Below are 25,647 nucleotides of genomic sequence, written 5' to 3'. Positions count from 1 at the left end.
GTAGCTGGACGGAATCCTCATATGAGTGTCAGTCTCGGCCTCTCCATTTAACCGAAGAGAATACTATTTCAACCGTAGAGAATACCTCCGCACACGGATTGGCAAAAGTTTCGGGGCGCGACTCCCCGGCCGCCGTTCGCCCGGCGCTCTGGCGAATCGACCGCGCGCCGCGTAAACCGTTAGCAGCCCGTGGCGGCGAAGTCGGGCTGAGGGGAGGTGGGACACATCACGGAGGAGCACCGTGTGAGTGACGAGGGTCACGTCGACCGAAGGAGTACCCGGGGCCCCATCGGCTTCATGGCGAGGAACGGCATCGCCGCGAACGTGGTCATGCTGTTTCTCGTCCTCGCCGGACTGGTCTCGGCGCGGAACCTGGTGCAGGAAGTCCTGCCCGACTTCTCCCTGGACCGCGTCCAGATCGTCGTCCCCTATCCCGGCGCCGCTCCGGAGGAGGTCGAGGAATCCATCGTCCGCCGGATCGAGGAGCAGATCCGGGCGGTGAACGGCCTGAGCCGGGTCGAATCCACCGCGTCCGAGGGGCTCGCGTCGGTTATCGCGGAGTTCGATTCGGGGACGGACGTCAACCGCGCCCTCAACGAAGTGAAGGCCGAAGTCGACCGTATTCCGACCTTTCCGGCCGCCGCCGAGCGGCCCGAGGTCCGCGAGATCACGAGTCGGCAGAGCGTCATTCGTCTCCTCGTGTACGGCGATGTGCCGGAGCGCACGCTCAAGGAGCTGGCATACGGCATCGAGGAGGGACTCTCCGCCCTTCCCGAGGTGTCGCTGGCCGAGATCAGCGGCGCCCGTCCGTACGAGATCTCGATCGAGGTGCCCCTGAGGCGGCTTCGCGCCCTCGGCCTGACCCTGGACGACGTCGCCTTCGCGGTGCGGCAGAGTTCGCTCGAGTTGTCCGCCGGCAGGGTGTCGACCAGCGGCGAGGACATTCTCGTCCGCACGCTGGGACAGAACTACGAACAGGTGGATTTCGAGGAGATCATCCTCCTCGGCCGGCCGGACGGCACGTCGGTTCGCCTCGGCGAGATCGCGACGGTACGGGACGGATTCGCGGACACCGATCTGAGCGTGCGCTACAACGGGCAGACCGCGGTGCGGGTCGACGTGTACCGGACCTCCGACGAGCAGGTGCTCGACATCGCCGAAGCCGTAAAGCGGTATCTCGACGTCGAAGTCGTGCCGACCCTGCCCGAGGGCGTCTCGGTGGACCTGTGGAAGGATGATTCGGAGGAAGTCAGCGGGCGTCTCGGTCTCATGACGGAGAACGCCCTGATCGGATTCGCGCTCGTCTTCCTCGCGCTGGCGCTCTTCCTGGAAATCCGGCTCGCGATGTGGGTGGCCGTGGGTCTGGCGGTCTCGTTCATGGGCGCCTTCCTCGTGATGGGCTTCCTGGGCATCTCGATCAACATGTTCTCGCTGATGGCGCTCGTGCTGGCGCTGGGCATCGTCGTGGACGACGCGATCGTCGTGGGAGAGAGCATCTTCGCCGAGAGAGAGCGCGGCCACAGGGGCCTCGCGGCCGCCATTCGCGGCACGCGCCGCGTCAGCACTCCCGTCATATTCTCCGTTCTCACGACGATCACGGCCTTCGCCGCGCTGCTGAACGCGCCCGGCCCGCAGGGGGAACTCGGGCGCGGGATTCCGCTCGTGGTGATCGCGGTGCTCGTGATCTCGCTGCTGGAATCGCTGCTGATTCTCCCGAATCACCTGTCCCACCTGGCCCCTCCCGGCGTGCGGAGATCCGGCGCCTCCCAGCGCATGCTGCACCGGGCGCAGGGGGCCGTGGACCGGATCATGAAGCGCATCGCGGACGGTCCCCTCGACCGTGGACTCCGCCTGGCGACGGAGCAGCCCTCCATCGTCCTCGCCGCGGCGGCCGGCCTGCTCGTGATCTCGCTGGGGGCCGTGGCGTCGGGGCTCGTGCCCAACCAGTTCATCACGCCGATCGAGGGCGATGTCGTGTCGGCGAACCTGGAGATGCCGACGGGTACGCCGGCCGAACGCACGGCCCGGATCGTCGCGGAAGTCGAAGCCGCGGGACATCGGGCCGTGTCCCGTCTCTCGGATGAGGGCGGCGAAGGCGAGGATCCGCTGGAGTTCGACGTCGCCGTCACGGTGGGCGAGTTGGCGGCGCTGTACGATCCTCTCGGAGGCGACGCGGTGGAGGCGGCTCGCGGCCACCTCGGCACGGTGCAGTTCAAGCTCCAGGACTGGGACCGCCGGGGCATCGCCGCTTCCGATTTCGAACGGGTGTGGAGAGAAGAAGTCGGGATCCCCGCCGAAGTGAAGTCGCTCTCGATCTCATCGAACCTCCTGGGTCTGGGGCTGCCCGTTCACTACGAACTGTCCCATCCGGATCCCGACCGCCTGGAGGCCATTGCCGGCGCATTCACGACCGAACTGACCGACATGGCGGGGACCTTCGACGTCCGGAGCAATCTCGATGAAGGGTTCCGGGAACTTCAGCTGGAGTTGAATCCGGAGGGCCGTTCCCTGAACCTGACGCTCGACCGCTTCGCGACGCAGGTGCGCTCGGCCTTTTTCGGGGCGGAAGCGCTCAGGGTGCCCCGGGGCCGCGAAGACATGCGGGTGTGGGTCCGGCTTCCCGAGGAAGAGCGCAACTCCGCGGCGGATGTGGAGAACTACCTCGTCCGCACGCCGGGCGGGGAGGTGCCGCTGGGTCAGATCGCGTCCGCCGGATTCTCCCGCTCGTCAGCCGCCATTCACCGGGTCGACGGACGCCGCGCCGTCACGATCACCGCGGACGTGGACCCGCGCATCGCCACCGGCCAGCAGGTGAACGCCAGGCTGGACAACGACGTTCTCCCGCGACTGACGAGCGAGAACCCGGATCTCACCTACACGTACGGCGGCCAGAGAAAGGAGCAGGATCACGCGATCTCCGTGCTGGGCCGCTCGCTCATCCTCGCTCTCCTCATCATGTACAGCCTGATGGCGATCCCCTTCGGCTCATACACGCAGCCCCTCATCATCATGGCCGCCGTCCCGCTCGGCGCGATCGGTGCCCTGGCCGGCCACATGCTCCTCGGTCTCAGTTGGGGACTGTGGTCGCTGTACGGGCTGGTCGGCGTCTTCGGCGTGGTCGTGAACGACTCCCTCATGATGATCCGGTTCATCAACGACCTGAGGGACTCCGGTCTGGAACCCGCGGACGCGATCATCAGCGGAGCCAAGGAGAGATTCCGGGCGATCATGCTCACGTCGATCACTACATTCCTGGGCGTGGCCCCGCTCGTGTTCGAGACGAGTACCTACGCTCAGCACCTCGTGCCGCTGGCGACCTCCGTCGGCTTCGGCGTGTTCATCGCCACGATCCTCCTCATGGTCGTCGTGCCGGCGCTGGTGATGACGCAGTACAACATCGAGGCGTGGCGGGCGCGCTGGCGGCTGGCGCGGTAGGGGCCGCGAAGCTCGTCAGGCGCCCCGCGCGGCCAGCTGGCGGCAGTACCGCGCGATCCACCGATTGGAGAAGCCGAAGAGCTTCGCGCGGCGCGTGATCGCGAGGACCTCACGGCGGGACATCTTCGTCTCCCGGTCCAGCACCTCCGGATTCGTCCGACTGATGGCCAGGGTCCGCACCGCGAAGAGCAGCGGGAGCAGGCAGAAGAGGCGCACCCGGTGGTACCGTCTCGGGATCATCCGCAGGTAGCTCCGGGCCGCCGCCAGGTGTCGGTCCGCCTTCTCCACGAGCCGCTCGAGCACCGTCATCGCCGCCGCGTGGTTCGCGGGCTCGAACAGCTCGCCCGGATCCATGCCGGCGGGGAGGAAGGAGGTGGGCACGTATACCCAGCCGCGATGCCGGTCCTCGTGCAGCCCTCTGATCACGTTGACCGTCTGCAGCGCGAGGCCGAACTCTCTCCCCAGCGCCATCATTCGCGCACGGTCCTTTCCGACGCCCGACAGCCGACTGGCGAACAGTTCCGTCAGCAGATGGCCCACCCGCCCGGCGACTTCGTGCATGTAGTCGTCGAGATCCTCTTCGGTCCCGAATTCCGAGCCCCGCTCCGTCCATCGTGCCATCCCGGCGCTGGATTCGCGCACACGGCGCACGATGATCTCGCGGGCCTCGGGCGCCAGGCGGTCGAGGCCTTCGAGAACGTGCGCCGCGTGCCGGGCCACGGCCGCGTCCGGCGTGTCTTCCGCGGCCTCTCCCAGGCGATCGATGAGAGCCGTGCGTCCCGGACCCCCGCCGAGCACGCGCCGCCACGCTTCGAGCAGGCGGACCTTTTCGTCCCCCGCGATTTCCTGATTGTCCTCCAGGTAGTCGGAAACGCGCAGCAGCAGGTAGGCCACCATGATCTCGCCCCGCAGCGGAGGCGGGAGGATCTCGATGCCGACCGCGAACGTGCGGCTCGCGCGCACGAGAAGCTCGTGAAGCGGGGCCATCCCAGGAGAGCTCCCGGTCAAGAGACCGTTCGCCCGGCAGCCGGATCGGACTTGATGAGGAGGAGGCGGCTGTTCGCGGGGTAGAGCCACTCGGCGCCCCGTTCGGTGACCACCGCATCGTCCTCCAGCGGCACGCGCAACTTCGCGCCCCCCCACTCGGGAACCGCCGTGTACGCGAACATTTCGATCGCGAGGAGATTCGTCGGCACGACCTCGAAGGTGAGGCGGCGCGGGTTCCATGTCGCGATCGACGGGCCGATTCCGTGTCCGAGGTTGCCGACCGAGTGGTGTCCCTCCCAGGTCACGTCCGTCTGCGGCCCATCGGTGGGCTGGTTGAAGGGAATGGGATTGAATCCGGCCGCCGTGAGCGCGGCGCCGATCCGGTCCATGTTCTCGCGCGCCGTGATGCCGGGCCGGATCGCGCGGCGCGACACTTCCCGCGCTTCGATCGCCCGGTCGAACGCGTTCTGCACTCCCGGCATCGCCTCCGTCTCCTCCGGCCGCAGCACGTAGGCGACGCGCTTCATGTCCGTGCAGAAGTTCAGGTGGCAGACGCCCCAGTCGATCATCATGACGTCGCCGCCCTGGATGATCCGGTCGCTGGACGTCGCCTCGATGCCGTCGGGCCCCGTGATGTAGATCGACGGGAAGCCGAAGGAAGAGCCGAGCCCGCGTTCGAGCAGCCGGTCCATGAGCCACCACGCCACATCCCGGAGCGTCGTGACGCCGGGCGTGACGACTTCGTTCGAGAGGGCCCGCTCCGCGAGTTCTCGCGAGATCTCGCCCGCCTCGGCGAACCCCGCGATCTCCGAAGCGACGCGGCGCGATCTGAAATCGGACACGAGCTTCTCGGCGGAGACGAACCGCGACGCCCACGGTTCGCCCAGCGTCTCCGCGAGGTGCTGGTAACCGGTATGGGACAGTCCGTCCGCCGCGCCGATGTTCGATCCCATGTTGAGGCCGATCCGCTCCGGGTCCCGCTCGGCGACGAACTCCCGAAGGTCGAAGTTGCCGGTGACGATATCGTAGGCGCCGTTGCCGGCCAGCAGGTATCCGCCGATTCCCAGGGCGGCGCGTTCGATCCGGTCTCCACCGCGGTCGGTGAAGACGTAGTAGCCGATGGGGTTCACATACCCGGGGCCGAAATCGGGGGTGAGCGGATCGTCGAGCCCCTCCCGGCGCATCGTGATCCACATGTCGATCCCGTTCTCGCGCATGACCTCGGGCAGCACGACATCGAACTTCTCGCGCCGCATCTGGTTCACCCGCTCCCACCGCCGCCGCGCCTCCTGCCCGTCAGCGGATACCGGAAGCAGAGGAAGCAGCAACGCCGCCCAGAGTCCGGCGCACGCGATCCGACCCGTCACGGCGTTTCGATACATGGATCCTCCGAGGTGTCTTGAATTCCGTGCCGATACGGCCCAGACGAGTCGGTCATCGTCTTCTCCGTCGTCATGGACGCATCGTACGTGTCCGCTAAGGGGGCATCAAATGAATCCGACCGGTCCACTGGCACCGGATGGGGGCCCAGGGACATTATCGGGCATGCCCATTCTAGCGCGGCGTCTGGCCGATCTGGGGACGGAGAACGCGTTCAAGGTCAACGATGACATCCAGGTCTGTCTGGATCGGGGGATGGACGTCATCCGCTTCAACATCGGGGCGCCGGACTTCCGCAGCGCGCCGCACTTGAATGCGGTTGCCGTTGCCGAACTCGAGGCCGGGAACTCCGGGTACTGCGACGCCGCGGGACTCCCGTCCTTCCGCGCGGCGATCGCGCGCCACGTTTCGGCCACGCGCGGCATCGACGCGGGGGCGGATCAGGTCGTCGTCACGCCCGGGGCCAAGCCGCCCATCGGCTACACGTTCCAGACCTACGTGGACCGGGGCGATGAGGTCGTCTACCCGAGTCCGGGATTCCCCATCTACGAGTCGTGGGCCACGTTCGTCGGTGCGCGTCCGGTGCCTTTGCACCTCTCGGAGGAGAAGGGCTTCGCGTTCACGGCGGACGACCTCGGGGCGCTCCTCACCGAGCGCACCCGGCTCATCATCCTCTGCTCGCCGTCGAATCCGACCGGGGGCGTGCTGTCGGCCGAAGATCTTGCGGGCATCGCGGCGGTGATCCGCGAACGCTGTCACCCGGACGTCCGGATCTACTCCGACGAGATCTACGAGCACATTCTCTTCGACGGCCTGGAGCACCAGAGCATCGCGTCGCACGCGGGCATGGCGGAGAGGACGGTCATCGCGAGCGGCCACTCGAAGGGCTTCGCCATGACGGGGTGGCGCCTGGGCTGGGCCGTCCTGCCGACGCCGGAGGAGGCCGACGTCTTCAAGAATCTGAACATCAACATCATGTCGTGCGTGCCGCCGTTCCTGCAGGAGGGGGGACGGGCGGCGTACGAGGACCCGGAGACGGCCGGCGTCGTGGCGCACATGGTGGGGGCGTTCGAGCGGCGGCGGGACTTCATCGTGCCCGCGCTCAACGCGATCGAGGGCCTGAGTTGCCGGTTGCCGAAGGGGGCGTTCTACGTCTTCCCGAACGTGTCCGGCATGTGCGAGCGGCTGGGAGTGTTCGAGGCGCACGACGCCATGCCCCCGAAGTCCCGTGCGCGGACGACGCCGTCGGGGATGCTGCAGATGTTTCTGCTCTACCGGTACGGCGTGGCCACGATGGACCGGGCTTCGTTCTGCCGCATCGGCTCCGAGGGGCAGAACTTCCTCCGCATCTCGATCGCGAACAGCATGGAGGACATCGAGCGCGGCGTGGCCCGCATCGAGCGCGCCGCGGACGACCCGGACGGGTTCCGGGAGTTCCTGGCGACGGAGCGCCTGTGGGACTGAGGCCCGCCGTCGTAGCTCTTTGGCTGGCCATCGGCGCGAGTGCGGCGGAGGCCCAGTCTCGCTTCGCTGGATACGCCGGACTCGTGTTCGAGGCTCCCGCCGGCGTCGAAGCCGCGTCCTACGGGAACGCCCCCTACCTGCTCGGCAGCGGGGCCGAGTTGATCTTCTACGCGCCCGCCCTGATCGACCGCATCGACGGTCTGGCGGCGGGCCTCCAGCGTTACGGTTCCGAGGGAACGCTGGCGACGCTCGCGGGAGCCGGATCCATAGGACTTGGGGATTTTGCCGTAGGCCTGCAGTACTTCCGCTACAACACCGAACGATTCCCCGAAACGCCGAACCTCCAGTTTCCGGCCCTCAAGGGAGATGGCCCGCCGCTGACCGAGTTCGTCGTATCGTTTGGCTACGCTCGAGAACTCTTCGGTGCGGTCGGTGCGGGAATCGTGGCGAAGCACCTCGAGTACCAGTACCTCGGCCGGACGGAGCGAGCGACGCTGCTGGATGTCGGCGTCGCGCGAGGATTCGGCCCGACGATGGTCAGCATCGCCGCCCGCAACCTGGGGTCGGATCTGACCCACAGTGGGCGGGAACTCAGAGTTCCCCACGCAACTGACCCTGGGCATCTCGACGGAGAGCTTCGAGGTCGGGGAGCTGGACATGTTCCTCACCAGCCAGGTCGCCCGGCGCCGGGACGGCGAGATCATTCCGGCGGGCGGCGTCGAGGTCTCGTACTGGCCGGTTCAGGGCTACACGTTCCGCCTCCGTGCCGGACTCCAGCGCGTGGTGGAGGACAAGAGGAGCCCGTTCACCTTCGGCCTCGCCTTCACGGGCGACGCCCTGACCCTGGAGTACGCCTTCCAGGCCTTCGACGTGGACGGAAACGCCCACCGCTTCGGCCTCAGTTTCCGCTGACGCTACACCAGGTCGCGTCCTTCGCCTCCGATCCCTCAGCTTCCGGAAAAGCCGATGTCGTCCACGACGACGGTGCCGGCCGCGGTGCGGTCGAAGAGGAGGCGGATCTCGTCGAGCCGGGCGGGATCGAACGAGGGATTGGCCTCGACGAAGTCCGCCAGCGGGATGGAGAAGGACTGGAGCACGAGTTCCCACTGGTTGTCGAACGATTCCGCGTCGTTGCGGCGCCGCACGACGGTCTCGAGGGGTCGCCGGATGGGCCCGTAGTCCGACAGCCGCACGCCCGCCGACTTGCCGTCGGCGTCCGTCACGACGACGGACAGGTCCACGGGTTCGTCGTTCCCGTCCCGCCCGGCGTCGTCTCCACCGGCATCGCCGCCGCCGGCCTCTGCCTCGTCCTCCCCCCCGCCGGCCTGTGGCTCGTCGCCACCTTCCGGCCTTCTCGGCGAGGGACGACCCTCCACGGCGCCGAGCTGCAGATTCAGCCGCGAGGCTGCGCTCAGACCCCACTCCGCGGCCAATCCGTCCGGCAAAGAGATGCCGTAGCTGGCGGGCGTCCCCACCGCGTCCCCGTCGCCGGCGACGCGGTTGTTCCAGCCCAGCCGGAGCGCGTTGTTGCCCTGCGAACTCGACGTCGTGGGCCGGTTCCGTGAGCGCAGGTCCAGGAGGTTCTCCCGCCACGTCCCGAGCGAATCTCCCTCCAGCGTCACACCCGGTGCCGTGCCCGTGGTGAGGTCGATGTCCTCCTCGAACGACGCGAGCGCCCGGAAGCTGCTCGACTCGAACTGCGTGATGTACATCGTCTCCGGCAACCAGCCCCCGATCGTGCGATGGTCCCGGAACATCGGCATGTAGTCGGGGCGGTCGCGAAGCGTGGTCTCGAGAAAGGCGGAAATATAGATCTTCCCGAACTCCCTCTGCGCTTCTCCGTCTATGAGTCCCCGCAAGTCGAGGCGCCGCGCGCTCCGCGGCCCGTTGTCCTTGTTCCCCCAGACGGTATTCCACTGTCCGTGATTGGCCCGGTACATATAGATGGCGGTCTTGAAGTAGTCGCCACCATCCGTGAACGACAGGCGATTATAGAGGCGCAAGCCGTGAAAGCTCGTCACATCCCCGTCGTGCGAGCCGTGGAACACCATGTAGTTGACGTTCTCGACCGGGACGAGCCTGCCGGTGGGCAGGTACTGACCGTCCACCGGGGCGATGGCGATGATGCCGCGGATCCCGTGATTGAAGTCGAACTCGAGGGAAGCGTCGTCCGGATACCGGGACAACCGGTTGAAGGCCGCGGCATGGCCAACCGCTTCGCCCCCCCGGGAATGGCCGATGAGGGCGATGCGGTCGAAGTCGATCTTATCGTGGAACGGGGTGGATTCGTCCGCCGCGAATTCCTTGAAGGCGTCGATGTGCTTGAGAAGGAACCACCCCCGCCCGTCGTTCTCGTTGCGGATGCCGCCGTTGATGAAATTCATGTCGACGGAGGCGAACACGTAGCCCCGGCTGGCGAGCAACTCGCCGAGATAGCCGTATCCAGGGTCGGAGAAGTCCCTCATGTCGTGGTTCCCGTGGACGATGAGGACCAGCGGGAAGGGGCCCTCCCCCTCGGGATACCATGCGCGTCCGTTGATCGGGAATTCCTTCGGCGTGAAGCCCCAGTAGCCGTTCCGCTCGCTCGCGGACTGGCCGAGAGAGACGAGCTTCGAGGCGTCGACCGTCTCCGTCACGATCGACACGGAGTCCCGGTACTCGGGCCGGCGCTTGTCCGTGCCGCTCCCGTAGTAGAGGCGCGAGACAGGGTAGGGCCCGGGAAGGGCGGGGTGGTCGGCGTCCAGCGACTGCTCGGCGAGGACCGTGGCGTGATCCGACGGCGTGAGTTGCAGCGGACCGTAGCAGCCCGCGACCGCAGCCGCGGCGACAATCCACGCCAGAGCCGCCGTCGGGAGAAGGCGCCGTTCGCTCAACCGCCCAGATCCTCCAGGTTCGGATCCAACTCTCCGCCTTCGGGCCCCTCGAGCGAGAACCTGAACTGTTCGGCCAGTTCCGGGTCGTCCTCGATCTCCAGAACGCGCTTGGCGATGTACTCGCCGAGCACCGGCCCCTGCTTGAAGGACTCGGCCGTCCCCAGGCCCGCGAGCCACACGTTGTCGAAGTCGGGATGCCGGTCGATGAGGAAGTTGCGGCTGGGACCGAAGCAGTAATGGCAGGCGCGCGTCTCGTTGACCGCCGCGCCCACCAGGTCGGGGAAGTAGCGCTCGAGGACCTGGCGCGGCCGCTCGTGGGCCTCCGGCGGCACCCAGCGGTCGCTCGTGTCCGGATCGTCGCCGGCCTGCCCGCCGACCCGCACGCGGAAGCCGCGGTGGTCCGGGCCCAGCGCCGGCCACCCGGTACAGCCCGGGACGCCGTAGCTCGGCATGTTGGGGAACATGAAACGCCGGTCCGGCACGGCGAAGTAGAAGACGTTGCCCACGGGGATGCGGATCCGGTCCCCGAACAGTTCCGGGAACGTCTTCCCCATCCACGGCCCCACCGCGAACACGAACGTCGAGGCCGCCAGAGATTCGTCGCCGCCGAGCGTCACGTCGTTCAGCCGGCGACCGTCCGATCCCCCGAGAGCCGCGCGCGCGATCCGGATCTCGCCCCCCTCCATCTCGAACCGCTTCGCCACCGACTCGATGGCCCGCCGCGCCCGCACGACACCCGCGTTGGGTTCATGGAGTCCGAGGGAGATCCCCTCCTCGGTCCGGATCCAGGGCCAGCGGTAGTTGATCTCGTCTACGTCGAGCAGCTCGTAGTCGACCCCGAGCCGGTCCCACTGGGCCATCGTGTCTTCGAGATAGGGGACCAACTCCTCACGGAGTATGAGATCGCCCGTCTGGTAGAAAACCCGCGGCAGGAGGAGTTCCTGTCCCTCCTCATCCCACTGGATCCAGCGGCGGATGGCCTCGTTGGCCCAGCGATTCCACACGAAGCCCTCGGGACGCCCGCCGTAGGAGGACCGGACGCCGCGCGTTTCCCCGCCCGAGGTGGAGCGCGAGTTGCCGGGGCCGTAGGCGTCGAGCACGGTGACCGTGGCCCCGAGTCGGACGAGGTTCAGCGCGGTCCAGATCCCGAAGTTCCCGGCTCCGACTACGACGATGTCCGGGGGTTGGCCGGCGGGGCGTCGCACGGGCACCGAGCGAGGAGGCGGCGGAGCGCCCGGAACGGGGGATGAGCCGCCGAGCGACAGCCCGGCCGCAGCCGCCCCGGCCGTCGCGCTCTTCAGGAACTCCCGTCGATCGATCGCCAAGTGGCGCGTCCCCTTCCGAAGCGAGTCAAATGCGGCGTCAAAGTAACAACAGGGCGGCCGCCCGTCGCGCTGTGCTACCGGCGCTCGAAGTCCGCGTCCATGAGAAGCCACGTGTTCGGGTCGAAGACGACGTCGAGCGGCTCCGCCGGGACGGGGATCGTGAACCGGCCCTGCCGTCCATCGACGTCGATCACTTCGACTCGAGGCGGCCGAACGCCCCCGTGCACGCCGCCCTCGATCGGGCCATCCGGGGGAAGGTGGATCGCGATCTCCGCCGGCATGCGGAATGTGTAGCGTTCGTCCTGCGTCTGCCGGAGATCGATGTGAATCGCCCCCGCCGCCTCGTCGTAGCTCCAGCCGCCCTCGAACTCCAGCCACCCGCCGCGGTAGAGCCACTGGTCGAAGAACGTCCGCAGATCGAGGCCCGACGCCTCCTCCATCGCCCGCCGAAAATCCGCCGTCGTCGCGTTCAGGTTCCGGAATTCCCGGTAGTACGCCTGGATCCCGGCCCAGAACGCGTCCTCCCCGACGACCCCGCGCAGCATGTGCAGCACCCACGACCCCTTCTGGTAGGTCCCCGGCCCGCTCGTGACCAGGCCCATGTCCGAGAGATTGTCGTGGACGATCCGGTAGTCCGGGTTCACCAACATGAAGTCCCGGATGCGGTCGCGGCTCACCTTCAACCGCTCGATGAACTCGTCTTGCCCGTATTGATGTTCGATAAAGAGGAGCGTGAAGTAGGTCGCGAACCCCTCGCTCAGCCAGACGTCATCCCAGTCGTATTCGGTGACGGAATTCCCGAACCACTGATGCGCCACCTCGTGGATGATCACGTTCCGCCAGCGCACGTCCCGCTCGCCCGTGACCGAGGCGTCGCCGTAGAAGATGGCGGTGGCCGCCTCCATGCCGCCTCCGACGCTGTTCGACTGCACGTTCGCCAGCTTCTCGTAGGAGTAGGGGCCGACCATGTCGCCGTAGAACTCCATCGCCTGCTTCGTCGGCACCGCGAAGTCATGGAAGCCGGCGTCGCGATCCTGCGGGTAGACCCACGTCTGGATCGGCATCCCGTTGTAGTAGTCCACGGTCTGCACGGCGAAGCGGGCCGCCCCGAGCGCGTACAGCCAGGTCGCGATCGGGACGGACTGCTTCCAGTGTGAGCGGCGCGTGCCGTCCAGGAGGTCGGTCTCCTCGATGAGCAGTCCGTTGGAGATGACCTGGTAGTGGGCCGGCGCCGTGACGATGAGTTCGTTCGTCGCCTTGTCGTACGGGTGATCGATCGTCGGCAGCCAGTTCCGGGCCTTGTTGGGCCAGTTGTCGCTGAAGAAGGTCCGGTCCCCGTGCTTGTTGGGCCCGATGATGAGACCGGTGGCGGGCAGGCCCTCGTACGCGACCGTGATCTGACGCCGCTCGCCGGCCTCCGTGGGACTCGCGAGCGCGATGAAGAGCGCGTCCTCCCGGTGGTCGAACGCCAGCGGGCCGTCCGCTCCCGTCACCGCCTCCACGCGCATGCCGGTCCCGTCGGCATTCTGCTCGATCAGATCCAGCCGCACCTCATCGATTCCCGCCTCGAGGAAGCGGAGATCGATCGTCGCCTCGCCCGAGATCATGTCCGTCTCGTCGCTCAGCGTGAGCGCGAACGCATAGTTGAGCGCATCGATGGCCGGGTTCTTCGGATACGTGTCCAGCGCCATCCGTTCCGAAGACGGCCCCCGGGACGGCTCCGGCCCGACCCCGCCCGGTTCCGGAGCCTGGCGAAACCCGTCGTGGGACGAACCCAACGCGAACGATGAGACCAGCAGGAGCGACAGGGCGTATTTCATCGGCACCTCGTAGCAGCAGTTCCGCGTCCGCCCCCAACCTGCACCGCAACGCCCACTCCCCGCACCTCCCTCCCGCGAGCGGGGCGCGCACGCTGAAGTCGGACCTGTCACACCGATTGACGGCTTTCGGAACCGATCCTTACGCTCCGACAGTCTGCTTCACGAAGGAGGTCGTCCCATGTCGATTCGACGATTCACCCTCTTGCTCGCCGCCGGGCTGATCACCGCGTGGGTGCCATCCAACGCGACCGCGCAGGAGACGGTCGCCATCGTCGGGGCCACGGTCATCGACGGGAACGGCGGAGAACCCCTGCCGGGTGCCACCGTTGTGGTGGAAGGCGCTCGCATCGTCTCGGTGGGACCGAGCGCTTCGACCGTCGTGCCCGATGGCGCGCGGGTCATCGACGGGGCGGGGAAGTTCCTCACGCCCGGCTTCGTGGACACGAACGTGCACACGAGCCTCTACGGCGCCGGCTTCGGGAAGCACCGGAAGGAGAACGCGGTCTTCTACTGGGAGCGCGGGGCGGAGATCGCCCTCGAAGCCGCGCAGATGCACCTGAAGCACGGCGTGACGCACCTGCGCGACAGCTACGGCCAGCTCCCGCAACTCATCGAAGTACGCGACGCCATCGCCGAGGGCCGCGAAATTGGCCCGCGGATGCAGGTCGCCGGCAACATCGTCGGCTGGGGCGGCGCCTTTTCCGTCACGTTCTCCCTGATCGCCGACTCGGATCTGTCCCTGTGGGAGGAGCAGTTCTCCGACCACCTCGCGCAGGGTGCCGGCGAGGACCTCATGGACATGTACCCGGAGGAACTCCGCGTCGCGATCAACGACTACCTCGACAAGGGCGTGGACTTCGTGAAGTACGGGGGGAGCAGCCACTGGTCCTATCCGACCATGATCGGCTTCTCTCCCGAGGCGCAGCGGGTGATCGTGGAGGAGACCCACAGGCGCGGACTCGTCGCCGAGACGCACGCCACCAATCCGGAGAGCCTGCGACTCGCCGTCGAAGCCGGGATCGACCTCATCCAGCACCCGGAACTCCTGGCCGGCCGGCCGTATTCGGAGGAGTTGCTGGCGCAGATCCGCGAGCGCGGCGTGATCTGCTCCATGCTCGTCAACACGATCACGGGCGCGGCGTGGGAGCAGCACCTGGCGGATGTCGCGGCCGCCGAGCAACGCCTCGCCAGCGAGGGGAAGGCCGCCGAATGGGGGCGCCTGCGCCGGCCCGTCGAGCGGGAGAAGACGTCGTTCGAGCTGCGCCGCGAGCGCAACGCCCTCGGCCACGGCAACGCCATGCGCCGCCAGAACGCGAAGAGCCTCATCGATGCGGGCTGCATCGTCACGCTCGGCACGGACAACTTCCCCGCCGCCGACATCCAGTTCCTGCGCGAGCCGAAGCCCATCTGGCAGGAACCGGGCATCGGCACGCTGATGGCCATCGAAGGCCTCGTCGAGCTCGGCATGACCCCGTCGGAGGCGATCGTGGCCGGCACGCGCAACGGCGCCTTCGCCGCCCGCGGTCTCGAGGATTTCGGCACGATCGAGGCCGGCAAGTTCGCGGACCTCGTCCTCCTCGACGCGAACCCCCTGGACGACATCCGCAACATCCGCCAGCAATCGATGGTGATGAAGGAAGGAAAGGTCATCGACGTCGGTGCCCTCCCCACAAGCCCCGTCATGTTCGTCCGCTAGCCTCCACGAACGCCGAGTCAGCGAAGGGCTGGCGACTGACGTGGGTGCCCGGTAGAGTCCCGCGCATGGATCTCATGCTGAAGGGGAAGGTTGCGGTGGTCACCGGCGGGAGCCGGGGGATCGGCCTCTACATCGCGCGGGCGCTGGGGGCGGAGGGCGCGCGGCTGGCGCTGTGCGCGCGCAACCGCGATCCGCTCGAAGAAGCGGCCGAGTCGCTGCGTGCCGATGGTGTGGCGGACGTTCTCACCGTGGCCTGCGATATCGCCGAGGAAGGCGGTGCGGCGCAGCTCGTCGAGGCGGCGGTCGACCGCTACGGGGCGCTGGACGTCCTCGTGAACAACGTCGGGGGCAACCGGCGCGGGAAGTTCGAGGAGACGAGCGATCAGGACTGGCTGGACATCCTCCAGCTCAACGTCCTGTCGGGCTTTCGGGCCAGCCGGCTGGCGATCCCCCACATGCGGGCGGCGGGCGGTGGGTCGATCGTCTTCGTGTCGTCCGTCTTCGGGCGCGAGAAAGGCGGCCCCGGACTCTCGATCTACAACACGACGAAGACGGCGCTGATCTCGGCCGCCGGGATCATGGCGCTCGAGCTCGCGAAGGACGGCATTCGCGTGAACTGCGTCGCGCCGGGCTCGATCCAGTTCCCCGGCGGGAGCTGGGACAAGCGCGTGAAGTCGGACCCGGAGGGGATGCGGAAGTTCGTGGAGGCGAACCTCCCGCTGGGACGGTTCGGGCGGGCCGACGAGGTGGCGGACGTCGTGACGTTCCTGGCCTCCGAGCGCGCCAGCCTGATCACCGGCGCCTGCATCGCCGTGGACGGTTCACAGGGCCGCTCCCTCGTCTGACCGCCTCCTGCTAGGCGAAGCGGACGAGCTTCACGTCCAGTTCGCGGGTCGTTTCCGCCGGGGCCCTCCACTGGATGAGGATGGGGCTCTGGTAGGTTCCCCACGGGATCTCGCCGTTTCCATCCCCGTCACGGTCGATCACGGGCAGGCTGATCTCCCGACTGAGGCCCTGGAAGCGGCGCACCGGAAGCGCCAGCGCCCGGTTCAGCACGCGCGCGATCACGGACTCGTCCACGCCGATCCGCTCCAGGACCCGGTTCATGATGTGGACGGCCTCCACCGTGGCGGTGTCGATGACGGGTCCGGGAGAGGTTCGCAGCACGGTCGTGCCCATCTTGGCGACGTTGAGCGCTCTCCCCGACAGCCGCAGCGCCTTCCCCGGCAGCCGTAGCGCCTTGCCCGGAAGCGACAGCGGCGTTCGCAGGATCTCCTTGCCCTGATCGGCCATGAATCGCAGGGGGCTGAGGAGGGCGCCGCGGAGGTCGCGCGTCATCAACAGGGGCTCGAACTCGTTCACCGTCAGGCTGGCGTTGGTTTCCCGCGGCGCGAGCGAGATATCGAGCCGCCCGAACGAGATCCCGTGTTCCTCGACCAGGTCCTGGAGCCGATCCACGAAACCGGCGCCCGGCTCCCTGAGGTCGATGGCATCGATCGCCCGCGGCGAAGCTTCGATGCTCAACTGCGTTTGGGCCACGACTTCTTCCGAACCGTATCCCACGACCGTCGTCCGCCGATTGCGCGTCCCGCCCCTGTGGACGCCATCGAGATCGACGAACCAGACCGGCCGGCCCTCTTCGTTGTCGTACGAGGTGGCGCTCTGGAGCCCGGCGGAGATGAACGTCAGGTGCGAGTCCGCGTTCTCGGGCTCCGTGGCCTTTTGTTCCTCCGACAGTTCGGTCCGCAGCTCGAGTTCATCGTGCTCGTATCCGGCGTTGGGCGGAAAGATCTCGTGGAAGACCTTGATGTACTCCCGCAGCCTCTTGCGGTCGTAGTCGAGCCGCTGCGCCAGCCGCTGGTCCAGATATCCCGCCGTCGTGTGGTGGGAGATGTAGAGCGCCTTCGGATACCGGGCGAACTCGGCTCCGAACTCCTCGGCCAGCCTCGCGCGCACGTCGATGAAGTCCGTGCGGGACGCGGGCCTGATCCCGAGCGTGGCCTTGAACGGGGGATCCGAAGACACGCCTACGACACTTTCCCTAGGGTCGCCACAGCCATCCGTGTCGATCTTCGATCCGCCCGGTCTGTATGCCGTGGAGTTCCGCCTTGAGCCGCGCCGCGAGGGAGCCGGGGCGCTGCGGAAGCAGCACGTCCGTCCCGTCGATGCCGAGGCGGTCGATGGGCTGGACCGTGGCGGCCGTGCCCGAGCCGAACGCTTCCTCCAGCGTGCCGGCGGCGTGCGCCTCCAGCAGCTCGTCCACCGAGATGCGGCGCTCCTCGCACGGGATCCCGAAGTCCGCGCACAGCCGGATCAGGGAGTCGCGCGTGACGCCCGGGAGGATCGTCCCCTCGAGCGGGGGCGTGATCGCGGTCCCGTCGATGACGAACCACATGTTCATCACGCCGCACTCCTCGACGTACCGGCCCTCGTGGCCGTCGAGCCAGATCACGTTGTCGTACCCCTGCGCCTGCGCCTGCTGGGAGGCCAGCATCGTCGGTCCGTAGTTGGCCGCGGGCTTGTGGCCGCCGGTACCGCCGGGGAAGGCCCGCACGAACTTGCGCGTCGTCACGAGGCTGACCGTCTCCGACCCGGTGAAGTAGAGCCCGACCGGCGCCGTCATCAGGACGAACCGGAAGGAGCGGCCCGACACGACGCTGAGCGTCGGATCCGTGCTGAAGTAGCTGGGGCGGATGTAGAGCGCGCCCTGCTCGGCGGTAGGCAGCCAGCCGCGGTCCACGTCGAGCAGTTCCCGCATCGCGTCGAAGAACAGATCCTTCGGGAGTTCCGGCATCACGAACCGGGTCGCCGTGCGGTTGAACCGCTTCTGATTCATGTCCGGCCGGAAAACGGCGAGGTCGCCCCCGGGGGTCATGTGCGCCTTGAACCCCTCGAACATCGAAACGGCGTACTGAAGTCCCTTCGAACTCGGGTAGATCGGCATCGGGCCATAGGGCCGGATCTCCGCGTCCGTCCATTCACCGTCGATGTTGTCGGCCACGAACATGTGGTCCGACCAGATCGAGCCGAACGGAAGGTTGTCGAAGTCGACGGATTCGAGCCGTGAGCGCTCGATGTGTCTGAGGGGGAATCTCGTGGTGATCGTCGCCATTATCTCTCGCCTGTAGTCAGTCGTCTGTGATCGGTCGTCGTCGGCTTGCCCATCGATGCCGCGCCGTTCCCCTGGCGGAGTGCGGGATAGGCAGGATGCGACAGCCTAACGCGCACCGTCCCGCCCTGCCAACCGCCGGCGACCTCGCCGGAGCGGGCGGCTACTCGCGAGCCGAGCAAGCTGTTAGTCTCAATTTACGCACGACCCGCTGAAACGAGGAGGTTCCCGCATGTTCCGCGCCCCCCGCCGCGTTCTCTCCGTCGCCGCCGCGCTGGCCTCCCTCGCCGTCCTCGTCCCGGGCGGCGGGCCGCTGCTTGGCCAGACCACCGCGATCGTCGGCGCGACCCTCATCGATGGGAATGGCGGCCCTCCTCTCGCCGATGCGACCGTTGTCGTGGAAGGGGACCGCATCGCGGCCGCCGGGCCGCGGGCCGAAGTCGACGTGCCGGATGGCGCGCGCGTCATCGACGGCGCCGGCAAGTTCGTCACGCCCGGCTTCGTGGACACGAACGTCCACATCTCCCTGTACGGCGGGGGAAACAAGGACCGGAAGGAAAGTTCCGTCTTCTACCGGTTGATGGGACCCGAACTCACGCTCGAGGCCGCGCAGATGCACCTCAAGTTCGGCGTCACCCACCTCCGCGACAGCTACGGCGCGCTCCCGGAACTCCAGCAGGTGCGGGACGCCATCGCGTCGGGCAAGGCCATCGGGCCGCGGCTCCAGGTCGCCGGCAACATCGTCGGCTGGGGCGGCCCCTATTCGATCACCTTCGCCCTCATCCCCGAGGACGACCTCTCGCTCTACGAGGAACAGTTCTCCGACCACATCGCCCAGGGCGCGGGCGAGGACCTGATGGACCTGTATCCCGAGGAACTGCGGGTGAGGATCCGCGAGTACCTGGACAAGGGCGTCGACTTCCTCAAGTACGGGGGGACGAGCCACTGGGCGTTTCCCACGCTGATCGGGTTCTCGCCGGCGGCCCAGCGGGTGATCGTCGAGGAGACGCAGGCGCGCGGCCTGATGGCGGAGACCCACTCCACGAATCCGGAGGGGCTGCGGCTCTCCGTCGAGGCGGGGATCGACCTCATCCAGCACCCCGAGGTACTCGCGAACCGCGAGATGTCGGACGCGCTCGTCCAGCAGATCGTGGACCGCGGCATCGTGTGCTCGATGCTCGTGAACACGATCACCGGTCCCGCCTGGGAGAACCACCTGGCGAACCGGGCGGCGGCCGAGGAACGCCTGGCCCGCGAGGCGGAGGGAGCCCGGGCGCGCGAGTGGGGTCGGCTGCGGCGTCCCGTGGAGCGGGAGAAGACGAGCTACCAGATTCGCCGCGAGCAGCGGGCGCTGGGATTCGGGACGGAGATGCGCCGCCTGAACGCGCGGAAGCTGATCGACGGCGGCTGCATCACCACTCTCGGCACGGACAACTATGCGGGCGTGGCGACGGAATACGGACGCGCGCCCAAGCCCATCTGGCAGGAGCCCGGCATCGGGACGATCCTCGCCATCGAGGGTCTCGTCGAACTGGGGATGACGCCGGGCGAGGCGATCGTCGCCGCCACCCGCAACGGCGCCATTGCGGCGGGCGCGCTCGACGAGTTCGGCACGATCGAAGCCGGCAAGCTCGCCGACCTCCTCGTGCTCGACGCCGACCCGCTCGCCGACATCGCGAACATCCGGAAACAGTCGGTCGTCATGGCCGCCGGCAGGATCGTCGACGTCGACGCGCTGCCGACCGAACCCGTCTACTTCAAGCGTTGAACTCATGAAACTCCGAGAACTCACGAAACTTCCGAAACAGGAGCGTCGGATGCTTCCGGTCTCTGATCCGTCCCGTCCTCACGTCCGTCTCCGCCGCCGGTTCGTACTCGCGGCCGCCTTTCTCCTCGCGCCCGCCGCGCTGGCCGCCCAGGAGGTCAAGCCGGCGCTGGATCACGAGGACACGTACCGCTGGAACTCCATCGGCGGCCGCACGATCTCGGCGGACGGTGCCTGGCTCGCCTACGTCCTGACGCCCTGGGACGGCGACCCCACGCTCGTGATCACGCGCAGCGACGGCTCGGCGGAACTCCGTTTCCGGGGTCGCTCGCCCTCCTTCACGCGGGACTCGCGGCACCTCGCCTTCCGCGTGCCGCCGGTGAAGGCGGTGGTGGATTCGCTTCGCCTCGAGGGAACGCGCGGGGGCGATCTGCCCGGCGACTCGCTCGCCGTCGTGAACCTGGCCGAAGCGTTCGCGGACGGTGCCGGAGATGACGGCGGAGTCCGGCGCGCCGGCCCCATCGATTCCTTCCGGGTCCCGGAGGATGGGGGCGCCTTCGTCGCGTACCTCCTGTCCGAGAATCCCGAGGAAGAAGAGGAGGAAGAAGAGGCCGAGGCCGAGGAAGCCGCTGAGGAGGAGACCGAGGAAGAGGGAGAAGAGGAGGAGGAGAGGAGCGTTCCGCGGAGTACGAGAAGCGGCACGAGAAGGAAGATGGGACGCCGCTCGTGCTCCTGAATCTCGACACGGGCGAGGAGCACAGCTTCGCCGACGTCGTGTCCTACACGGTCGCGGACGCGGGGAACGGTCTCGCGTACGTGGCCTCGACCGAGGACGAGGGCGGGGACGGGCTCCATCTCGTGGATCCGGCGACCGGCCAGAGCGTGGAGGTCCTCGCCGGAGAGGGCCACTACGAGCAGGTCGCCTTCGACGAATCGGGCGAACGCCTCGCCTTCCTGAGCAACGTGGACGAATGGGAGATGGACCAGCCGTCCTTCGCCCTCTACCGGTCCGATGGCGGGGCGGCGGAGAAGGTCGCGGACCACGAGACGGGCGGCGTGCCCGCCGGCTGGTGGATCAGCGAGAACGGGGCCGTCTCGTTCAGCGAGGACGGGGATCGTCTCTTCTTCGGCACCGCGCCGCGCCCCGAACCCGAGCCGGACGAGGAGATCCTCGACGCGGACCGGGTGACGCTCGACATCTGGAACTGGCGCGACCCCTACCTGCAGCCGATGCAGCTCGTGCAGGCGAACCGCGAACGCAACCGCTCCTACCTGGCGGTGGCGCACGAGGGCCGGGACGCCGTCGTGCAGTTGGGCACCGCGAGCATCCCCGACGTGTCGCGCCCCGAGAGCGGCATGAGCGACTACGTCCTCGCCACGAGCGACATGCCGCACCGCCAGAAGGTCTCGTGGGACGGGCGCTACGAGGACGCCTACGCGGTGGACGTCCTGACCGGCGAACGCCGCATGATCGTGGAGGCCGTGCGCGGCTTCGGGGGCGCCAGCCTCTCGCCGGATGGGACGTACGCGTACTGGTGGGACGAGACGGATCGGGACTGGAAGGCCGCGCCGATGGACGGCTCCGGACCCGCGCGCAGCCTGACCGGGAGTCTGCCGGTCGCCTTCTACAACGAACTCGACGATCACCCGCAGGGGCCGCCCCCCTACGGCGGCGCGACGTGGGTCGAGGGGGACGCCGCCATGCTCGTGTACGACCGCAACGACGTGTGGCGCGTCGATCCGAGCGGCGCTGAGCCTGCCGTGCGTCTCACGGAGGGAAGGGAGGCCGACCTCCGCTACCGCGTGCAGCGCGTGGCCGAGGGCGGAGGCGGCAACTTCTTCGGCTTCGGCTTCGGCGGCGGCGGCGCGGGCGAGGGCCTTGAGGAGGGCGAGGTCCTCTTCTCCGTGTTCGACATGGGCACGAAGGCGTCCGGGTTCGCGCGCGGCCGGACGGACGAGGCGGGCCGGGTCGAGGAACTCGTCATGGGCGACGTGCGCTACGCGTCGCCGACGAAGGCCGAGGACGCCGAGCGCTACGTGTGGACGCGCCAGACGTTCGTCGAGTTCCCGGACCTGTGGGTCGGCGACGCCGACTTCGGGAACGCGCGCAAGGTGAGCGACGCGAACCCGCAGCAGGCGGAGTACCGCTGGGGGAGCGCCGAACTCGTCCACTGGATGTCGAACGACCGCACGCCCCTCGACGGCATCCTGATCAAGCCGGACGGCTTCGACCCCTCGCAGCAGTATCCGCTCATGGTCTACTTCTACGAGCGCATGTCCGACGGGCTGCACAGCTACCAGCCGCCGCTGCCGAACCGGGCCTCGGTCCGCTTCTCCTTCTACGCGAGCCGCGGCTACGTCGTGTTCGTCCCCGACATCCCGTACGAGATCGGCTATCCGGGCGAGAGCGCGCTCGACGCCGTCGTGCCCGGCGTGCAGGCGCTCATCGCGCAGGGGTTCATCGACCCGGACCGGGTCGGCGTGCAGGGCCACTCGTGGGGCGGATACCAGATCGCCTACATGATCACGAAGACGAACGTCTTCGCGGCGGCGGAGGCCGGCGCGCCCGTGTCGAACATGACGAGCGCCTACGGCGGCATCCGCTGGCAGAGCGGGATGAGCCGCATGTTCCAGTACGAGCGCACGCAGAGCCGCATCGGCGGGACGCTGTGGGACGAGCGCGACCGCTACATCCACAACTCGCCCGTCTTCTTCGCCGACAAGATCCGGACGCCGCTCCTCATGCTCCACAACGACGAGGACGGCGCGGTGCCGTGGTACCAGGGGATCGAGATGTTCGTTGCCATGCGCCGGCTGGAGCTGCCCGTGTTCATGCTGAACTACAACGGTGAGGGACACGGGCTCGGACGCCAGGCGAACCAGGAGGACTGGGCGATCCGCATGCAGCAGTTCTTCGACCACTATCTGATCGACGCCCCGGCCCCGCGCTGGATGGAGGAAGGCGTCCCGGCCGTCGTGAAGGGCCGCGACCTCGGCCTCGAACTCATCGGCAAGCCGGTCTCCGAGGAAGGCGGCGTCTCCAGCGAGCGCGGCAGTTCCGGCGAGCGCGGCGCCTCCCGTGGATAGGAGCCGACGGCAGTTGCCCGAGGCGCTTCTTCGAGCCTCCGCCCCGACGGGGGCCGCCCTCGCGATCGGTCTCGCACTCGGCCTGACCCCCGGGCCCGCGCAGGGTGCGGGCTCCCCGCGCCCCTTGCTCCCGCACTCCCTGCAGGAGGTGACCGTCGACACCCTCGAGGGCGGGCGCATCCTCGTGAGGAACGCTGCCCCGGGACGTGGCGGCGGGCCCGACGAATGGCGCCTCGTCGAGGAACTCCGGCTCGGCGAGGTGGACGGCGCCGGGCCGGAAGTGTTCGGGAATGTGCACGAGGTCACCGTGGACGGGCGGGGCAACATCTACGTGCTGGATGTCGGCTCGAAGGAGGTCCGCGTCTTCGACCGCGAGGGCCTGCACCTCCGAAACATCGCGCGCGGGGGCGAGGGTCCCGGTGAGGTGCGCTACCGGGAGTTCTCTTCGGCGCAGAGAATCGTGTTCCAGCCGCCGAACCGGCTTTGGATCGGCGACGGCTTCCAGCAGCTGAGCTTCGATTCGCTCGGGAACGAACTGAGTCGGGTGGGTGGTGGGTTCCGCGGCCCGCGGAGCAGAGTCGTCGACGCCGACGCCGACGGATTCGTCTATCAGCAGGTGAGGGTCAGCGAGCGCACGACTTCGGGAGATCAGACCGTTTCGCACAGCCGCACCTATGGCGTGCGTCTGCCCGTATACCCGGAGCATCCCAACCCGGTTCTGCCGCGGGACTCTGTCGTGTTCGACAGTCAGATCTCCACGAGTACCGTGCAGACTCGATCGGGCAGTGGCGGGAACGTCGCCGTCACCGGTACCTTCAGGGTCCCTGTTCCGAGGCGAGTCTGGGCGTTCGCAGGCGGCGAAACCGTCTGGGTGGCGAACAGGGCGGTCCAGCGCTTCCACGAGGTCACCTTCGCCGGGGACACCGTCCGCACTATCGAACTCGGCAATCCTCCGTCACCCCCACCCGACGATTCCGACGAATCGGAGTTCAAGCCCCTGATCGCGGGCCTGGAAGTGTCGCCCGAGGGCTGGCTATGGGTGCGACGGCATCCCGAAGATGTTGACGAGGATCCGACCTGGGATCTGTTCGACAACTGTGGTCGTTTCCGGGGCGAGGTGTCGACACCGGCGCGCCTCCAGGTCTACTCGTACCCGCGCGGCCCCCTCGTCCCGATGGATGTCGGTCCCAGGGGCATCGTCCACGGCATCGCCCGCGACGCGCTCGACATTAGCTACGTGCTTCGCCTGCGGCTTGAGAGCACGAGCGGCACCCCCGTCACTGCGGAGGCATGCCGCTGGTAAACGACGGCAGGTCCACGCGACAAGGACGAACGAGCGGGTGAGGAACCGGCTCGGATCGCTGCGGTTTCCGCATCCGCTGACGCTGCTCACGGTCGCGATCCTGGCGGCCGCGGCGCTGTCGTACGTCCTGCCGGCCGGGGAGTACGAGCGGCGGGACGATCCCGTGACGGGGCGCAGCGTGGTGGTGCCCGGGACCTTCCACGAGGTCGAAGCCAACCGGATCGGCGCCTTCGAGGCCATCGTCGCGATCCCGCGGGGGATGGCGGACCGCGCCGATGTCGTGTTCCTCATCTTTCTCATCGGCGGGGCGTTCGCCGTGTTCGATGCGACGGGGGCCCTCCGACGCGGCGTCACGTGGCTCGTTCGAGGCCTCGAGGGGCGCGAAATCCTCGCGATCCCCGTCGTTTGTCTCGCCTTCGCGGCGGGCGGCGTGACGGAGAACATGCAGGAGGAGATCATCCCCCTCGTTCCCGCGCTCATGCTCCTCACCAAACGGCTCGGCTACTCTCCGATGGTGGGCGTGGCCGTCAGCGCGGGCTCCGCCTTCGTCGGGTCGGCCTTCAGTCCCATCAACCCGTTCCAGGTTCTGATCGCCCAGCAGGTGGCGGAGGTGCCGGCGCTTTCGGGCAGCCTCTTCCGGATCGCATTCCTCGCCATCGCCCTCGGTCTCTGGATCTGGTGGACGATGCGCTACGCCGCCCGCACCCGCGTCCCTCCGGAAGATGCGGACGCCTCCGAACCCGATGCCGCGTTCGGATGGAGGGACGGGACCATCTTCGCCATCGTCATCGCCACGTTCGGCATCCTCGTGTGGGGGCTGGTCGGGCTGAAGTGGGACTTCGACCACATGTCGGCGCTCTTCTTCATCATGGGGATCGTGGTGGGGATCATCGGGCGGCTCGGCGTGACGGGGACGGCGAAGGCCTACGCGGAAGGCTTCCGGTCGATGGGATACGCGGCGCTCCTCATCGGCTTCGCGCATGCGATCTACGTGGTCATGGTGGACGGCCGCATCATCGACACGATCGTGCGCGGGCTGTTCATCCCGCTCGCGGATCTGCCGCTCGCGCTTTCGGCCATCGGCATGTCGGCCGCGCAGGGCGTGCTGCATTTCGCCGTGCCCAGCGTGAGCGGCCAGGCGGTGCTCACGCTCCCGGTCCTCGTGCCGCTCTCGGACCTGCTGGGACTCTCACGGCAGATCACGATCCTCGCCTACCAGTACGGGGCGGGGCTGTGCGAACTCATCACGCCCACCAACGGCGCGCTGATGGCGATCCTGGCCGCGAGCGGCGTCCGCTACGAGTCGTGGCTTCGCTTCGTGATCCCGCGCTACCTCATGCTGATGGCGCTCGGAGCAGTCGCCCTCGTCATCGCCCTCGCCATCGGCTACAGCTGACGCTCAC

Annotated in this window: 17 protein-coding genes; 10 read left to right on the top strand and 7 right to left on the bottom strand. The window is 68.0% G+C overall.

Translation table 11 applies throughout. From position 1 onward, the window contains the following. Nucleotides 1-243: 243 nt before the first annotated feature. Nucleotides 244-3,435: an efflux RND transporter permease subunit gene (locus tag ACOGI9_RS11300; protein ID WP_419857223.1), complete on the top strand. Its 3,192-nt coding sequence runs from the start codon at nt 244-246 to the stop codon at nt 3,433-3,435. Nucleotides 3,436-3,450: 15 nt separating this feature from the next. Here the strand turns inward: ACOGI9_RS11300 and ACOGI9_RS11295 are convergent, their stop codons facing one another. After that, nucleotides 3,451-4,422, bottom strand: coding sequence for a squalene/phytoene synthase family protein (locus ACOGI9_RS11295; protein ID WP_419857222.1), 972 nt, complete (start codon nt 4,420-4,422; stop codon nt 3,451-3,453). A 17-nt stretch (nt 4,423-4,439) separates the two neighbouring features. Beyond that, the gene (locus ACOGI9_RS11290; protein ID WP_419857221.1) at nt 4,440-5,804 is read right to left on the bottom strand and encodes a M24 family metallopeptidase; all 1,365 of its coding nucleotides are present in this window, start codon (nt 5,802-5,804) and stop codon (nt 4,440-4,442) included. 163 nt (nt 5,805-5,967) lie between these two features. Between ACOGI9_RS11290 and ACOGI9_RS11285 the strand changes: the two genes are divergently transcribed. Both ACOGI9_RS11285 and ACOGI9_RS11280 read left to right on the top strand, forming a co-directional pair. After that, entirely contained in the window at nt 5,968-7,266 is a 1,299-nt protein-coding gene (locus ACOGI9_RS11285) for a pyridoxal phosphate-dependent aminotransferase (protein WP_419857220.1), read from the top strand. Between the two features lie 579 nt (nt 7,267-7,845). Then, the gene (locus ACOGI9_RS11280) at nt 7,846-8,178 is read left to right on the top strand and encodes a hypothetical protein (protein ID WP_419857219.1); all 333 of its coding nucleotides are present in this window, start codon (nt 7,846-7,848) and stop codon (nt 8,176-8,178) included. Nucleotides 8,179-8,213: 35 nt separating this feature from the next. On the opposite strand, the gene ACOGI9_RS11275 is transcribed toward ACOGI9_RS11280, so the two are convergent. The 3 genes from ACOGI9_RS11275 to ACOGI9_RS11265 form a co-directional block, all read right to left on the bottom strand. Continuing rightward, entirely contained in the window at nt 8,214-10,139 is a 1,926-nt protein-coding gene (locus ACOGI9_RS11275; protein WP_419857218.1) for an alpha/beta hydrolase family protein, read from the bottom strand. Next, nucleotides 10,136-11,464 carry an NAD(P)/FAD-dependent oxidoreductase gene (locus ACOGI9_RS11270; protein WP_419857217.1) on the bottom strand — a complete coding sequence of 443 codons (1,329 nt, stop codon included), beginning with the start codon at nt 11,462-11,464 and terminating at the stop codon, nt 10,136-10,138. Before ACOGI9_RS11270 ends, ACOGI9_RS11275 begins: the two co-directional genes overlap by 4 nt. Before the next feature lie 74 nt (nt 11,465-11,538). Next, nucleotides 11,539-13,284, bottom strand: a complete 1,746-nt coding sequence (locus ACOGI9_RS11265) for a M1 family aminopeptidase (protein ID WP_419857216.1) — start codon at nt 13,282-13,284, stop codon at nt 11,539-11,541. A gap of 178 nt (nt 13,285-13,462) precedes the next feature. Between ACOGI9_RS11265 and ACOGI9_RS11260 the strand changes: the two genes are divergently transcribed. Both ACOGI9_RS11260 and ACOGI9_RS11255 read left to right on the top strand, forming a co-directional pair. Next, nucleotides 13,463-14,980: an amidohydrolase family protein gene (locus ACOGI9_RS11260; protein WP_419857215.1), complete on the top strand. Its 1,518-nt coding sequence runs from the start codon at nt 13,463-13,465 to the stop codon at nt 14,978-14,980. A gap of 65 nt (nt 14,981-15,045) precedes the next feature. After that, nucleotides 15,046-15,825: an SDR family NAD(P)-dependent oxidoreductase gene (locus ACOGI9_RS11255; RefSeq protein WP_419857214.1), complete on the top strand. Its 780-nt coding sequence runs from the start codon at nt 15,046-15,048 to the stop codon at nt 15,823-15,825. A 10-nt stretch (nt 15,826-15,835) separates the two neighbouring features. Here the strand turns inward: ACOGI9_RS11255 and ACOGI9_RS11250 are convergent, their stop codons facing one another. Together ACOGI9_RS11250 and ACOGI9_RS11245 are read right to left on the bottom strand one after the other, a co-directional pair. Continuing rightward, nucleotides 15,836-17,005, bottom strand: coding sequence for a hypothetical protein (locus ACOGI9_RS11250; protein ID WP_419857213.1), 1,170 nt, complete (start codon nt 17,003-17,005; stop codon nt 15,836-15,838). A gap of 16 nt (nt 17,006-17,021) precedes the next feature. Further along, the gene (locus tag ACOGI9_RS11245) at nt 17,022-18,092 is read right to left on the bottom strand and encodes a branched-chain amino acid aminotransferase (protein ID WP_419857212.1); all 1,071 of its coding nucleotides are present in this window, start codon (nt 18,090-18,092) and stop codon (nt 17,022-17,024) included. Between the two features lie 229 nt (nt 18,093-18,321). Here ACOGI9_RS11245 and ACOGI9_RS11240 point away from each other — a divergent pair, with 229 nt between their 5' ends. The 5 genes from ACOGI9_RS11240 to ACOGI9_RS11220 are packed head-to-tail and all read left to right on the top strand — an operon-like array spanning nt 18,322 to nt 25,640. Continuing rightward, nucleotides 18,322-19,857, top strand: coding sequence for an amidohydrolase family protein (locus ACOGI9_RS11240; protein WP_419857211.1), 1,536 nt, complete (start codon nt 18,322-18,324; stop codon nt 19,855-19,857). Between the two features lie 49 nt (nt 19,858-19,906). Continuing rightward, on the top strand, nt 19,907-20,590 hold the full coding sequence (locus ACOGI9_RS11235; protein ID WP_419857210.1) for a hypothetical protein: 684 nt from the start codon (nt 19,907-19,909) through the stop codon (nt 20,588-20,590). After that, nucleotides 20,581-22,941 carry a prolyl oligopeptidase family serine peptidase gene (locus ACOGI9_RS11230; RefSeq protein WP_419857209.1) on the top strand — a complete coding sequence of 787 codons (2,361 nt, stop codon included), beginning with the start codon at nt 20,581-20,583 and terminating at the stop codon, nt 22,939-22,941. Before ACOGI9_RS11235 ends, ACOGI9_RS11230 begins: the two co-directional genes overlap by 10 nt. After that, complete coding sequence (locus ACOGI9_RS11225) at nt 22,934-24,244, top strand: hypothetical protein (protein ID WP_419857208.1); 1,311 nt, start codon at nt 22,934-22,936, stop codon at nt 24,242-24,244. The genes ACOGI9_RS11230 and ACOGI9_RS11225 overlap by 8 nt, the downstream gene beginning before the upstream one ends. A gap of 37 nt (nt 24,245-24,281) precedes the next feature. Further along, entirely contained in the window at nt 24,282-25,640 is a 1,359-nt protein-coding gene (locus ACOGI9_RS11220) for a YfcC family protein (protein WP_419857207.1), read from the top strand. The last annotated feature ends 7 nt before the right edge of the window (nt 25,641-25,647 follow it).

The organism is Candidatus Palauibacter irciniicola, from assembly GCF_965208695.1.
GTDB lineage: Bacteria > Gemmatimonadota > Gemmatimonadetes > Palauibacterales > Palauibacteraceae > Palauibacter > Palauibacter irciniicola.
This window is presented reverse-complemented; position numbering and strand designations above follow the sequence as displayed.